Origin of the sequence: Alkalilacustris brevis, from assembly GCF_003350345.1 — a bacterium.
Taxonomy (GTDB): Bacteria; Pseudomonadota; Alphaproteobacteria; order Rhodobacterales; family Rhodobacteraceae; genus Alkalilacustris; species Alkalilacustris brevis.
In genome coordinates, this window is sequence record NZ_QNVJ01000097.1 from 19,219 (window position 1) to 31,534 (window position 12,316).

Below are 12,316 nucleotides of genomic sequence, written 5' to 3' on the forward strand. Positions count from 1 at the left end.
GGCGCTGCGTTTTCACCGCAAACCGGAGCCGCCCGAATGACCCGCATCATCGAGACCCTCGCCGAGGTTTCCGGCGATTACGACGCTCTGCTTTGCGATCTCTGGGGGTGTCTGCATGACGGGCTGACGCCATACCCCGAGGCGGTCGCGGCGCTGCAAGCGTATCGCGCGCGGGGCGGCAAGGTGGTGCTGTTGACCAACTCGCCGCGCCCGGCGGCGGGGGTAGCGCAGCAACTGGCCGAGATGGACGTGCCGCGCGACGTTTATGACGCAATCGTTTCCTCGGGCGATGCCGCGCGGGCAGGGCTGTTCGGCGGTGTTGTCGGGCAGCGGGTCTGGCACCTCGGCCCCGAGAAGGACGACAATTTCTTCACCGACCCGCCCGAGGGGGTGAGCGATCCGTTGAAAATCGAACGGGTGAGCCTTGACGAGGCCGAGGGCATCGTCTGCACCGGCCCCTTCCATGAGGAGGGGGAAATCCCCGAAGATTACCGCCCCACTTTTCTCAAGGCCAAGGCGCGCGGGCTGAAACTGCTTTGCGCCAACCCCGACATCATGGTCGATCGGGGCGACACAAGGGTTTATTGTGCCGGCGCGCTGGCCGCGCTCTATGACGAAATGGGCGGCGAGAGCCTCTATTTCGGCAAGCCCCATCCGCCGATCTACGACCTTGCCCGCCGGCGGCTGGATGCACTGGGCGTGGAGGTCTCGGCCAGCCGGATTCTTGCGGTGGGCGATGGTATGGCGACCGATATCAAGGGCGCCGTTCTGGAAGATATCGATGCGGTTTTCGTGACAGGCGGGCTTGCCGCGCGCGAAACCGGCACCAACAGGCAGCCCGATCCCGTGTTGCTCGAGACCTATCTGGCCCGGCAGGATTACGCGCCCCGATACACCATCGGTTTCCTGCGGTGATGTGACCTAAAGAAACAAAATTACAACTTTCCGCGATAGATGCGAAATTTGTTGCGCCGCGTTGTTGATTGCTGCGGGTGCGAAGATTATTATGCTGCACTGCAACATAATCCCCCGGAGGTGCGATATGCTCTCGGCCCAGCCCATCGACAACCTGCCACGCGGCACGGTCTGCATCGAGGATATCGAGATCGGCATGCGCCGGTCGCTGCGCAAGCAGGTGACGGATCGCGATATCGCGCTCTTTTCCGAGGTCTCGACCGACTGCAACCCGGTGCATCTGGACGACTCCTATGCGCAGGACACGATTTTCGAGGGCCGCATCGCCCACGGAATGCTGACCGCCGCGCTGATCTCGGCGGTGATCGGCGAGCAGCTGCCCGGACATGGCTCGGTCTATCTGGGGCAAACGCTGAAATTCACCGCGCCGGTGCGCCCCGGCGATCAGGTTCTGGCCGAGGTGACGGTGATGCAGATCGACCATGCCCGCCGCCGTGTCACCCTTGAATGTCGCTGCGCCGTGGGCGATACCACCGTTCTCAAGGGCGAGGCGCTGGTTCTGGCACCAAGCCGCAAGTTCGACTGACCCGGCGGGGTGCCCCGCCCAAGGGGGATCATGCGGATCGTTCGCGACTGGACCGGGCTGGACAAGACCGCCCGCGGCGCCACCATCGCCGTGGGCAATTTCGATGGCGTGCACCTGGGGCACCAGCATGTGATCGACATTGCCCGCAAGGCGGCCGATGCGCCCCTGGGCGTGATGACCTTCGAGCCGCACCCGCGCGAGTTCTTCGCCCCCGCCACGCCGCCTTTCCGGCTGATGAATGCGGAAACCAGGGCCAACCGTCTGGCCAAGCTGGGCGTCGATCTGCTGTATGAGTTGCCTTTTGACGCGCGGCTTGCCGGGCTGCCGCCCGAAGCTTTCGCGCGCGATGTCCTGGCCGCGGGGCTGGGGGCCGCGCATGTGGTCGTGGGCGCTGATTTCCGCTTTGGCGCGGGGCGCAAGGGCTCGGCCGATACGCTTGTGGAGTTCGGCCGCGAGATGGGTTTTGGCGTCACCATCGCCGAGCTGCTCCAGGGCAGCGAGGGGGCGGTCTCCTCAACCGCGATCCGCGCCGCGCTCACCGCAGGCAAACCGCGCGAGGCGGCCGCGATGCTGGGGCACTGGCATCGGATTGACGGAGAGGTCCAGAAAGGCGCGGCCCGCGGGCGTGATCTGGGCTATCCGACCGCCAACATGTCGGTCGAGGGGCTGCATCTGCCGCGACTGGGCATTTACGCGGTGCTGGTCGATGTGCTGACCGGGCCGCATGCGGGCAGCTACAAGGGCGCGGCTTCGCTGGGGGTGCGGCCGATGTTCGGGGTCAACCGGCCCAACCTGGAAAGCTTCCTGTTCGATTTCTCGGGCGATCTGTATGGGCAGCATCTTTCCGTCGGCCTGATCGAGTTCCTGCGCCCCGAAGCGCGTTTCGACGGGGTCGAGGCGCTGATCGAGCAGATGGATGCCGATTGCGCCCGCGCCCGCGAGATTCTCGATGCGCTCTGAGCCGCAAGGAGCCCGGCCATGAGTCGCCGAGATGACCCCCGCGATCGCCTGCGCCCGGAGTTCTGGCGCAACGTCCCGATGGCGCGCATGACCCGCGCCGAATGGGAAGCGTTATGCGATGGCTGCGGCAAATGCTGCCTCAACAAGCTCGAGGACGAGGACACCGGGGAGGTGGCTTTTACCCGCGTCGCCTGCCGGTTGCTGGACGGCGAAACCTGCCGCTGCGGGCAATATGCGATCCGCAAGAGCCTTGTTCCCGAATGCGTGGTGCTGACGCCGGGCACGATTGCCAATGTCGCCTATTGGCTGCCACGCACCTGCGCCTATCGCCTGCTGTTCGAGGGCAAATCGCTGCCCGAATGGCACCCGCTGCGCACCGGTGATCCTGAAAGCGTGCATCGCGCCGGGGTGTCGGTGCGGGGCTGGACCGTGCCGGAATACGAAGTTCCCGAAGAAGACTGGGAAGACCATGTGATCGACGAGGAGCCGTGATGTTTTTCGCCTCTGACAACAACTCGCCCGTGCCGCCGCAGGTGTTCGAGGCCATGCAGCGCGCCAATGAAGGCTATGCGCCAGCCTACGGCAACGACCCGCTGACCGAAAGCGTGGCCGCGCGCATCCGCGACATCTTCGAGGCGCCCGAAGCTGCCGTCTATCTGGTGGCGACCGGCACCGCGGCCAATGCGCTGGCGCTGGCCTGCTTCTGCCCGCCCTGGGGGGCGGTCTATTGCCACCGCGATTCGCATATCGAAGAGGACGAATGCGGCGCGCCCGAATTCTACACCGGCGGGGCCAAGCTGGTACTGCTGGACGGCGAGCACGGGCGCATCACGCCCGAGACGCTGGAGGCCAGGCTGGCCGCGGCGCAGCATGTGGGCGTGCATAATGTGCAACGCGGGATGCTAAGCCTGACCAACACCACCGAGGCGGGCACTGTCTACAGCCCTGCGGATGTGGCAGCGCTGACGGCGGTGGCGCGGCGTTATGGTATCCCCTGCCACCTGGACGGCGCGCGCTTTGCCAATGCGCTGGTGGCCGCCGGTTGCACCCCGGCGGAACTGACATGGAAGGCCGGGATCGATGTGCTCAGCTTCGGCGGCACCAAGAACGGGCTGATGGGCGTCGAGGCGGTGGTGATCTTCGACCCTGCCCGCGCCTGGGAGTTCGAGCTGCGCCGCAAGCGCGGCGGGCACCTGTTTTCCAAGCACCGCTACCTGGCCGCACAGATGGAGGCCTATCTGGAGGGCGATCTCTGGCTCACGCTGGCGGGCCGGGCAAATGCTGCTGCGGCGCGGCTGGCTGAGGGGCTGGGCCATGTGCCGGGGCTGCGCCTTGAGCATCCGGTCGAGGCCAACATGCTTTTTGCCAGCTTTCCGCGTGGCGCCCACCGGCGGGCACGCGAGGCCGGCGCCAGCTATTACATGACCACGCCGAATGCGACGCTCGATGGTCCCGATGACCAGCAGATCGGCGCGCGGCTGGTCTGTTCCTGGAGCACGACCGAGGCCGACATCGAGCGGTTCGTCGGGCTGCTGCGGGGTTGACAGTCTGTTGAACTGGACATCCAGGACACACGGCTAGCGCCGTCGAACCGGCACATCGGCCAAGTCCGGCCCGGGCGTGCAGCCCGGGCCGCGCCCGCCCCTTCGGGAGGGAGGGCGCATTTGCGATGTTGCGCCCATCGGGCAGGTCACTCGGGCTTGAGGGATAAACTGCCTGGCACAGCCGTCTCGCTGCGCCCGCCCAGGGACCGGCGCGGCCCTTTTCGCGAATTTCGCACCGTCGAACAGGGGGATGTCTCGCGGCACGGCCCCGTGCCTCATGGCGCTTTTCGGCAGTCCGCCGATGAGGGGCAGGGGCGCTCAGCCCGCGCCGGCGAGGTGTTCGTCCAGCATGTCCAGCCGGTCCTGCCCCCAGAACCGCTCTTCGCCGACCACGAAGAACGGCATGCCGAAGACCCCTGCGGCAATGCCCTCTTCGAGGTTGCGGCCATAGGTTTCGGCCCCGGCCAGCAGCCCGTGATCGGCAAGCGCCGGGTCGAACCCGGCTTGCGCCAGGCAATCACGGATCACCGCGTCATCGGCAATGTCGCGATCCTCGGCCCAGCAGGCGCGGCCTAGCCCATGCAGCAGGGCCGCCACGTCGCCGTCGCCCGCTGCCTGCGCGGCGATGATCGCATAGCTGGCCGGCGCGCCATTGGTGGGAAAATGCCGCGGCTTGAGCGTCAGCGGCATATCCAGCCGCGCCGACCAGCGCCGCAGCTCCTGCAGGCGATAGGCTTGCCGGCTTTCGTGCCGTTCCGCGAGAACCTTGCCCCCGGTGCGCTGAAACAGCGCGCCTGGGTCGAGCGGCTTGTAGGTGATCGTGGCCCCGTTCCGGGCAGCGATTTCGGCCGGGCGGGTCCCCGCCATGTAAACCCAGGGCGAGAGCGGCGTGAGATAGTAATCGATATGCGCCATGAGTCTGCCTTTCCCTTTGGCCGAGGTTTGCAAGAGCGTAACCGGGTGATAAGCGGTGTCAACGCCGCGAATCCGTCGCCGCCAGACTTTCAGAGGACAGCCGCCAATGCCCGCGATCACCGAACCTAAGCTGATTTCCGGCAATGCCAACCGACCGCTTGCAACAGCCATCGCGCGGCGCATGTCGCTGCATAGGGGCATGTCGGTCAGCCTGGTCGATGCGCGGGTCGAACGGTTTAACGACCAGGAAATCTTCGTCGAGGTTTATGAGAACGTGCGCGGCGAGGACATGTTCATCGTGCAGTCCACCTCGAACCCCGCCAATGACAACCTGATGGAGTTGCTGATCATCGCCGATGCGCTGCGGCGCTCCTCGGCGGCGCGGATCACGGCGGTGATCCCCTATTTCGGCTATGCGCGGCAGGATCGCCGGATGCGGGCGCGCACGCCGATCTCGGCCAAGCTGGTGGCCAACCTGATCGCCGAGGCGGGGATCGAGCGGGTGCTCACGCTCGATCTGCACGCCGGGCAGATCCAGGGCTTTTTCGACATCCCGGTCGACAACCTCTATGCCGCGCCGATTTTCTCGCTCGATGTCGAACATCATTTCCGCGACCAGCTCGACAGCCTGACGGTGGTTTCGCCCGATGTGGGCGGCGTGTCGCGGGCGCGCGAACTGGCCAAGCGCACCGGCAGCCAGCTTGCCATCGTCGACAAACGGCGCGACCGCCCCGGCGAAGTGGCCGAGATGACCGTGATCGGCGATGTGAAGGACCGCACCTGCATCATCGTCGATGATATCTGCGATACCGCCGGCACGTTGTGCAAGGCGGCCGACCTGCTGATGGGCGCGGGCGCGCGCGAGGTTCACGCCTATATCACCCATGGCGTGCTATCGGGGCCGGCGGTGGGGCGGATCACCAATTCGGTGCTCAAGAGCCTCGTGATCACCGACTCGATCGCGCCGACCGAAGCGGTGAGCGCGGCGCCCAATATCCGCATCGTGCCGACCGCGCCGATCTTCGCGCAGGCCATCCTGAATATCTGGAGCGGCACCAGCGTTTCTTCGTTGTTCGATGTCGATACGCTGATCCCGATCTACGAAGGGATGTATAGCGCGGGCCGCTGACCTTCGCGCGCGTGTAAGCCGCGTCCTGCCAACCTGCAACAAATTGGTAATACTTGCTCACTAGCATCGCCCCCGTACTGGATCCGGGGAGCGGGCTGAATGAAACTGGTGAGCGAAAGGCATTCGGATGCCATCGTGATGCGGGTGCAGGCCGCGCGGATCGACGCCGCCGGCGCCATCCCCTTCAAGGAAGCCGTGCGCGCCGGTATCGATGACGCGGCCGCGCGCGTCGTGCTCGATCTGTCATCGGTCCAGTTTCTCGACAGCAGCGGGCTGGGCGCGATCGTGACGGTGATGAAGATACTCGGCCCCGAGCGGCGGCTGGAACTGGCTTGTCTGTCCCCCTCGGTGGCAAAGGTGTTCCGCCTGACGCGGATGGACAGCATCATTACCATCCATGACACGCTTCCCGCGGATATCGGAGGGGCTCGTCATGCGGGGTGACGGTGCCCGGGCATCCTGCGCCACCGGGGGAAAGGGAAAGTCCGGCCCGGCCAGCGCCGCGCATTTGCTGATGTGCCATCGATTTCTGTGTCAGCCGCTGACCGTGCGCGCGACGCTCGAATGCCTGATGGCGCGACTTGCCCCTGTCATCCTGAGCCAGGAGCGCGCGGCCTCGACCGAACTGGTGGTGGCCGAGGTTCTGAACAATGTCGCAGAGCACGCCTATGCCGGTGCGCCGGGCATGGTGGAACTCAGGGTGTGCCGCATTCCCGACGGGCTGACTTTCGAGGTGGTCGACCACGGCGTTCCGATGCCTGATGGCACGCCCCCGCTGGGCCGGCAGGTGCTGCATGACGTGCCGCTCGATCAGTTGCCGGAGGGCGGGTTCGGCTGGTTCCTGATCCGAAGCCTGACGCGACGTCTTGACTACCGGCGGGAACCGGGGCGCAACCGGCTGAGCTTTCTCATTCCGCTCGATCCCGGCATGGCACTGCCATGAAAGGCGATGCCATGCTTTACTTCGGGGCCGTTCCCCGCCGGAGCGGCGCCAGGGGGGCAGGCCGGGGGGCTGTCTGCCCCCCGGACCCCCCGAGGATATTTCACCCACAGTGAAGGAATGGAGTGCAGGGGGCCTGCCGGGCCGATGTGCCAAGCGTTCACCGCTTGGCGGGCGGGTGCATGCCTTGGCCGCAAGTGGCCCGGGCGGCCGCCAATCAAACGCGACCTGCACCGGGTAATTGCGTTGCCGGGGCAGTTGCCGGTCATGCAATCGGTTTTCGATTTGATGCGAATTGGTGCCTGCAAGCTGTTCTGTTTCGTCTGCGACAACAGCGTCATGATTTTGCCATGCGGCCAACCTACCGCTGCCGCAATGGGGTGCGTTCATTCACCTGTAGCTGGAATGGCTTCTCCCGGTGCCGCGCTTACAGCCCCCACAACGTGGCGCGGTGCCGGGACACCTCCCTCGGACATTCGGTTGCTGCTGTCGGCGGGCCTTCTGCAAGGGCCGCCGGCGCATGATGGTTGTGCCGCAGCCCCGCCCGCCGCCGGCGGCGGGCCAGCCGGGCACGGGCGCGTGGGCCGGGTCAGTTCAACTGAACTTGAAGCGGATAGAAACCGTCCTGGAAATCGCCGAAAAGTTCAGACAGGTCCGGGTGATCGACGGGTTCGCCAGTGTCGTCGGGCACCAGGTTCTGCTCGGAAACATAGGCGACGTAATAGCTCTGATCGTTCTCGGCCAGCAGATGGTAGAAGGGCTGGTCCTTGGCCGGGCGGCTTTCTTCGGGGATCGCGTCGTACCAGTCCTGGGTGTTGGAAAAGATCGCATCGACATCAAAAACCACACCGCGAAACGGATGTTTGCGGTGCCGGACAACCTGCCCGAGATGATATTTCGCGCGCTTCTTCAGCATGGTTAGAACCCCCAAGCCCCTTACTAGACTCAATCCCGGCCCGATGTCCATCGGGTGCGGCGGGTGCGGCTGGAAACAGTCTGTGAATGTCGATTCGATAGTATTTTCCTGCTTCCCTCGGGGCAAGTTTGTATCGCTCGCGGATTTCTGAACCCGGCAGCGGGGCGGCATGGGGGGTTTCGAATTTCCCCATGCGGCAAATTGCTGTAAGGTGCAGCCAACAAAAAAGACGACGAGAGGCAGTCATGGGCAGGTTCTTCCGCTACGCGGTCGTACTTCTGTTGCTTGCATCCTGCGGGGGCGGCGGCAGATTCAGCGCACCAAGCAATCTGGACGATGCCTGCAGCATCGTCCGCGAGCGTCCTCATTACCTGCGGGCCATGCGCGCGGCGGAACGCAACTGGGGCGTGCCGGTGCCGGTGCAGATGGCCACGATCCACGCCGAAAGCCGTTTTATCGGAGATGCACGCACACCGTTCCAGTATTCGCTGGGCGTGATCCCCATGGGCCGACAATCCTCGGCCTACGGGTACAGCCAGGCGCTCGACGGCACATGGGAAGAGTACCAGAGCGAAACCGGCAATCGCAGGGCGCGGCGTGACGATATCCGCGATGCGACCGATTTCATGGGCTGGTACATGAACAAGACCGAGCAGCGAAACGGCATCGCAAAATGGGATGCGCGCAACCAGTATCTGGCCTATCACGAGGGGCACGCGGGTTTTGCGCGCGGCAGCTACAACGCGAAGGCCTGGCTGTTGCGCGTGGCCGACGGGGTGGCCGACCGCGCGGTGCGCTATGATGCGCAGCTCAGGGCGTGCCGGGCCTGACCGGAGGCGGCCCCGCGCGACAGCCAGGCGGCGGGGCCTTATTGCCGCCGGTCTTCCGCCTCGTGGGTGATGCTGAACAGGGCGCTTGAAAGCGCGACGCCGGTTTCCAGCCCGCCCAGGATGACGGTGGTTTCGCGCCCGGCGTCATCGGTCACGCGCCACTGGCGCAATTCGGTCGGACCGGCGGTGAAGACCAGGCGGATATTGCCGTATTCGGGGTTTTCCGGATCCTGCGCGACAACGACTGTGGTGTTGTCCTCCTGCCGGTGCGCCACAACCATCCGGTCGCGGCCAAGGTCGACGCTGGGCGCAAGGATCAGGTTGAGCGGCGTGCGGCGCAGCGGGTATTGCGTCGGCCCCTGGTTGGACTTGCCGTCAAAGATGGCAACCTGCCCGCCTCCGGCCATCACCAGGCTGTCATCCGGCGGATCGTATTCAAACCGCATCCGCCCGGGGCGGTGGATGTAGAGCGTCCCGGTCGAGATCGTGCCATCGGGGTTGATCTGGGTGAATTCTGTCCGCGCTGTCGTGAAATCATTGAAATAGCGCGACAGTTCGGCAAGCGAAATCGGCTCCGCCCAGGCCGGCAGGGCCAGCGTGGCGGCAAGAAGCGGGGCGAGGAAAAGGCTGCGACGTTTCATGTTGCGAATATAGGCACGTGCCCTGGCCGATGCACCCCGCAATCCATCACGAGAGAGCGAGAGGGCTGAAACATGGGCGGAATTCTGCGCCCGTGGGGGCTCGGTGATGGGGGCCGGCGGGGGCGCGCGCCAAGCCATCCGCGAGGAAGGCACCAGACGTGCCGCGCAGGCGGGTTGCGCCCCCTGCATTTGGAGGGCGCGCCGCATCGCCCCGTTGCCCTAGGTTGGCCGCGAGCGAGAAACGCCAGAGGCAGCAGGAGGTGCCAGATGTGGGATTTTTCCTTTGGCCGCAGCATTGGCCTGATGGTGCAGACACTGCCCTTCGTGCTGCTGCGCATGGGGGTCTATTTTGGCGCGGCGCTGGCCTATGTGCTGATTACCGGCACCGGCGCCGGGATCGGCTGGGGCATCGGCGCGCTGGGCGATGAGGGCTTTCGCGCCAGTTCGACCTTTTTCGGCGGGCTGACCGGTTTTGTCGTGGTCATGGCCGTGATGTACTGGCTGCGCGAATATATCCTTTACATGGTCAAGGCCGGGCATATCGCGGTGATGGTCGAACTGATCGACAACCGGCCCATGCCTGACGGGCGCAGCCAGATCGGCCATGCCCAGGCCATCGTGCGAGAGCGCTTTGCCGAGGCCAGCATCCTGTTTGCCGTCGATCAGCTCATCAAGGGGGTGCTGCGGGCGATCACCGGCCTGATCCGCGGGGTGTTCACCATTCTGCCGATCCCCGGCGTGAAGCAGCTGATCAGCATATTGCGCGCCTTTCTGCGGGTGGCGGTGGGCTTCATCGACGAGGTGATCCTGGCCTATGGCATCCGCACCCGCGCCACCAACCCCTGGGAATCGGCACGCCGGGCGCTGGTGCTTTACGGGCAGAACTATGTGCCCATGCTCAAGAACGCGGCCTGGATCACGGTGTTTGTTTATGGGCTGTCGATCGTGCTGTTCTTCATCATGCTTGCGCCCGCGGCGCTGATCGCCAATGCCTTTCCCAACGGGTGGTCGGCGATGGGGGTCTTGCTTGCGGTGATCTTCGCCTGGTCGGTCAAGGCCGCGGTGCTTGAGCCGCTGGCGGTGGCGTGCCTGCTGCAGGCCTATTTCAAGACCATCGAAGGCCAGGAGCCGAACCCGGAATGGGAAGCCCGGCTCGAAGGCATGTCGGACAAGTTCCGCAAGCTGAAGGAACGCGCCTTCAGCGCCGGCGGCGGTGAGGCGGGGGCGCTGAAGCCCGACGGCGCCGGCAGTTGATCGGGCGGGCCCGATGGTGTTTTCTGGGCTGGCGCGCAAACTGTTGCCGCAGCGCCGTTTTGCGAGGGCGGTGCCGCCTCCGGCGGGGATATTTCCGCCAAGAAGAAGGGGCGGGCAGGTTGTCTGGTTCGGTGGTGTGCGCTTCTGGCGGAGGGGGGAATGGGGCACATACTGGCCATCGATCAGGGCACCACGTCGAGCCGGGCGATCATCTTCGACGGGGAGATGAAGGTCTGCGCCGTGGCGCAGCAGGAATTCGCGCAGCATTATCCTGCCAGCGGCTGGGTGGAGCATGACCCGGCCGATCTGTGGAGTTCGACCGCCGCGACCGCCCGTGCCGCGATCGAACGCGCGGGGCTGCGCGCCGGCGACATTGCCGCGATCGGGCTGACCAACCAGCGCGAGACGACCGTGGTCTGGGACCGCGAAACAGGCGCGCCAATCCATAACGCCATCGTCTGGCAGGACCGGCGCACTGCCGGCATGTGCCGCAGGCTGCGCGACGAGGGGCATGAGGCCCTGATCACCGGGCGTACGGGGCTGTTGCCGGATTCGTATTTCTCGGGCACCAAGCTGGCCTGGCTGCTGGAGAATGTGGAGGGCGCGCGGGCCCGCGCCCGGCGGGGCGAGCTGCTTTTCGGTACGGTCGATACCTGGCTGATCTGGAAGCTGACCGGCGGCGCGGCGCATGTGACAGACGCCACCAATGCCGCGCGCACCATGCTTTACGATATCCACAAGGGCTGCTGGAGCGACGAGATCTGCGCGCTTCTGGATATCCCGATGCAGATGTTGCCCGAGTTGCGCGATTGCGCGGATGATTTCGGGGAAACCCGCGCCGATCTGTTCGGGCATCCGGTTCCGATACTCGGGGTGGCGGGCGATCAGCAGGCGGCGACGATCGGGCAGGCCTGTTTCCGCCCCGGCATGATGAAATCGACCTATGGCACGGGGTGTTTCGCGCTGCTCAATACCGGCGATGTGCCGGTGACGTCGCACAACCGGCTGCTGACCACGATCGCCTATCAGCTGGATGGGCGGCCGACTTATGCGCTGGAAGGGTCGATCTTCGTGGCCGGGGCGGTGGTGCAATGGCTGCGCGACGGGCTGGGGCTGATCCGCGACGCGGGCGAGACGCAGGGGCTGGCCGAACGCGCGGATCCGGGGCAGCGGCTGATCCTCGTGCCGGCCTTCACCGGCTTGGGCGCGCCTTACTGGAACGCCGATTGCCGCGGCGCGATCTTCGGGCTGACGCGCAATTCCGGGCCGGCCGAGTTTGCCCGCGCGGCGCTGGAAAGCGTGGGTTTCCAGACCCGCGACCTGTTGGAGGCGATGCGCGCCGACTGGGAGGCGGGCGCGGACGAGGCGGTGCTGCGGGTCGATGGCGGCATGGTGGCCTCGGACTGGGCGATGCAGTTTCTGGCCGATATCCTGGGGGCGCCGGTCGATCGGCCTGCCCTGCACGAGACGACGGCACTGGGCGCGGCCTGGCTGGCCGGGATGCGGGCCGGGCTTTACCCCGGCCAGCAGGGCTTTGCCCGGGCCTGGAAATGCGAGCGCCAGTTCACCCCCGAAATGGACGCGAAAGAGCGTGTCGAACGCTATACCGCCTGGCAGCGCGCGGTGAAGGCGACCCTTAGCGTCTGACGGGGGCTTGCCGCGGGTGCGGAGGCCGCCCACACCTTG

The 12,316-nt window shown here is 65.7% G+C and carries 14 protein-coding genes; 11 read left to right on the forward strand and 3 right to left on the reverse strand.

Annotated features, from left to right (window positions below):
• Nucleotides 1-36: 36 nt before the first annotated feature.
• The 5 genes from DQ229_RS15055 to DQ229_RS15075 all read left to right on the forward strand — a co-directional run bounded on the left by DQ229_RS15055 (nt 37) and on the right by DQ229_RS15075 (nt 4,005).
• Entirely contained in the window at nt 37-915 is an 879-nt protein-coding gene (locus tag DQ229_RS15055) for a TIGR01459 family HAD-type hydrolase (RefSeq protein ID WP_114967088.1), read from the forward strand.
• A 127-nt stretch (nt 916-1,042) separates the two neighbouring features.
• Nucleotides 1,043-1,501: a MaoC family dehydratase gene (locus DQ229_RS15060; RefSeq protein ID WP_114967089.1), complete on the forward strand. Its 459-nt coding sequence runs from the start codon at nt 1,043-1,045 to the stop codon at nt 1,499-1,501.
• Between the two features lie 30 nt (nt 1,502-1,531).
• Complete coding sequence (locus DQ229_RS15065; protein ID WP_114967090.1) at nt 1,532-2,461, forward strand: bifunctional riboflavin kinase/FAD synthetase; 930 nt, start codon at nt 1,532-1,534, stop codon at nt 2,459-2,461.
• Between the two features lie 18 nt (nt 2,462-2,479).
• Nucleotides 2,480-2,953 carry a YcgN family cysteine cluster protein gene (locus DQ229_RS15070; protein ID WP_114967091.1) on the forward strand — a complete coding sequence of 158 codons (474 nt, stop codon included), beginning with the start codon at nt 2,480-2,482 and terminating at the stop codon, nt 2,951-2,953.
• Entirely contained in the window at nt 2,953-4,005 is a 1,053-nt protein-coding gene (locus tag DQ229_RS15075; protein WP_114967092.1) for a threonine aldolase family protein, read from the forward strand. The genes DQ229_RS15070 and DQ229_RS15075 overlap by 1 nt, the downstream gene beginning before the upstream one ends.
• A gap of 318 nt (nt 4,006-4,323) precedes the next feature.
• On the opposite strand, the gene DQ229_RS15080 is transcribed toward DQ229_RS15075, so the two are convergent.
• A complete protein-coding gene (locus DQ229_RS15080) occupies nt 4,324-4,920 on the reverse strand; it encodes a 2-hydroxychromene-2-carboxylate isomerase (protein WP_114967093.1) in 597 nt (198 codons plus the stop codon).
• A gap of 106 nt (nt 4,921-5,026) precedes the next feature.
• Between DQ229_RS15080 and DQ229_RS15085 the strand changes: the two genes are divergently transcribed.
• The 3 genes from DQ229_RS15085 to DQ229_RS15095 all read left to right on the forward strand — a co-directional run bounded on the left by DQ229_RS15085 (nt 5,027) and on the right by DQ229_RS15095 (nt 6,992).
• The gene (locus tag DQ229_RS15085; RefSeq protein ID WP_114967094.1) at nt 5,027-6,049 is read left to right on the forward strand and encodes a ribose-phosphate pyrophosphokinase; all 1,023 of its coding nucleotides are present in this window, start codon (nt 5,027-5,029) and stop codon (nt 6,047-6,049) included.
• A gap of 99 nt (nt 6,050-6,148) precedes the next feature.
• Entirely contained in the window at nt 6,149-6,493 is a 345-nt protein-coding gene (locus tag DQ229_RS15090; protein ID WP_114967095.1) for an STAS domain-containing protein, read from the forward strand.
• 70 nt (nt 6,494-6,563) lie between these two features.
• Nucleotides 6,564-6,992 (forward strand): ATP-binding protein, encoded by a 429-nt coding sequence (locus DQ229_RS15095; RefSeq protein WP_274378851.1) that lies wholly within the window; start codon nt 6,564-6,566, stop codon nt 6,990-6,992.
• 586 nt (nt 6,993-7,578) lie between these two features.
• On the opposite strand, the gene hspQ is transcribed toward DQ229_RS15095, so the two are convergent.
• The gene (gene hspQ / locus DQ229_RS15100) at nt 7,579-7,905 is read right to left on the reverse strand and encodes a heat shock protein HspQ (protein WP_114967097.1); all 327 of its coding nucleotides are present in this window, start codon (nt 7,903-7,905) and stop codon (nt 7,579-7,581) included.
• A 245-nt stretch (nt 7,906-8,150) separates the two neighbouring features.
• Between hspQ and DQ229_RS15105 the strand changes: the two genes are divergently transcribed.
• Nucleotides 8,151-8,735, forward strand: a complete 585-nt coding sequence (locus DQ229_RS15105; RefSeq protein WP_114967098.1) for a transglycosylase SLT domain-containing protein — start codon at nt 8,151-8,153, stop codon at nt 8,733-8,735.
• A gap of 38 nt (nt 8,736-8,773) precedes the next feature.
• On the opposite strand, the gene DQ229_RS15110 is transcribed toward DQ229_RS15105, so the two are convergent.
• A complete protein-coding gene (locus DQ229_RS15110) occupies nt 8,774-9,376 on the reverse strand; it encodes a LolA family protein (RefSeq protein WP_114967099.1) in 603 nt (200 codons plus the stop codon).
• Nucleotides 9,377-9,643: 267 nt separating this feature from the next.
• Between DQ229_RS15110 and DQ229_RS15115 the strand changes: the two genes are divergently transcribed.
• Both DQ229_RS15115 and glpK read left to right on the forward strand, forming a co-directional pair.
• Nucleotides 9,644-10,630 (forward strand): hypothetical protein, encoded by a 987-nt coding sequence (locus DQ229_RS15115; RefSeq protein ID WP_114967100.1) that lies wholly within the window; start codon nt 9,644-9,646, stop codon nt 10,628-10,630.
• Between the two features lie 159 nt (nt 10,631-10,789).
• Complete coding sequence (gene glpK / locus DQ229_RS15120; protein WP_114967101.1) at nt 10,790-12,277, forward strand: glycerol kinase GlpK; 1,488 nt, start codon at nt 10,790-10,792, stop codon at nt 12,275-12,277.
• Nucleotides 12,278-12,316: the final 39 nt, after the last annotated feature.

What these genes read in the sequence shown, in the direction of transcription:
- DQ229_RS15095 (WP_274378851.1), top strand. Translation starts at nt 6,564, where the DNA reads ATGTGCCATCGATTTCTGTGTCAGCCGCTGACCGTGCGCGCGACGCTC.
- DQ229_RS15085 (WP_114967094.1), top strand. Translation starts at nt 5,027, where the DNA reads ATGCCCGCGATCACCGAACCTAAGCTGATTTCCGGCAATGCCAACCGA.
- DQ229_RS15080 (WP_114967093.1), bottom strand. Translation starts at nt 4,920, where the DNA reads ATGGCGCATATCGATTACTATCTCACGCCGCTCTCGCCCTGGGTTTAC.
- DQ229_RS15070 (WP_114967091.1), top strand. Translation starts at nt 2,480, where the DNA reads ATGAGTCGCCGAGATGACCCCCGCGATCGCCTGCGCCCGGAGTTCTGG.
- DQ229_RS15110 (WP_114967099.1), bottom strand. Translation starts at nt 9,376, where the DNA reads ATGAAACGTCGCAGCCTTTTCCTCGCCCCGCTTCTTGCCGCCACGCTG.
- DQ229_RS15090 (WP_114967095.1), top strand. Translation starts at nt 6,149, where the DNA reads ATGAAACTGGTGAGCGAAAGGCATTCGGATGCCATCGTGATGCGGGTG.
- glpK (WP_114967101.1), top strand. Translation starts at nt 10,790, where the DNA reads ATGGGGCACATACTGGCCATCGATCAGGGCACCACGTCGAGCCGGGCG.
- DQ229_RS15105 (WP_114967098.1), top strand. Translation starts at nt 8,151, where the DNA reads ATGGGCAGGTTCTTCCGCTACGCGGTCGTACTTCTGTTGCTTGCATCC.
- hspQ (WP_114967097.1), bottom strand. Translation starts at nt 7,905, where the DNA reads ATGCTGAAGAAGCGCGCGAAATATCATCTCGGGCAGGTTGTCCGGCAC.
- DQ229_RS15055 (WP_114967088.1), top strand. Translation starts at nt 37, where the DNA reads ATGACCCGCATCATCGAGACCCTCGCCGAGGTTTCCGGCGATTACGAC.
- DQ229_RS15060 (WP_114967089.1), top strand. Translation starts at nt 1,043, where the DNA reads ATGCTCTCGGCCCAGCCCATCGACAACCTGCCACGCGGCACGGTCTGC.
- DQ229_RS15115 (WP_114967100.1), top strand. Translation starts at nt 9,644, where the DNA reads ATGTGGGATTTTTCCTTTGGCCGCAGCATTGGCCTGATGGTGCAGACA.
- DQ229_RS15075 (WP_114967092.1), top strand. Translation starts at nt 2,953, where the DNA reads ATGTTTTTCGCCTCTGACAACAACTCGCCCGTGCCGCCGCAGGTGTTC.
- DQ229_RS15065 (WP_114967090.1), top strand. Translation starts at nt 1,532, where the DNA reads ATGCGGATCGTTCGCGACTGGACCGGGCTGGACAAGACCGCCCGCGGC.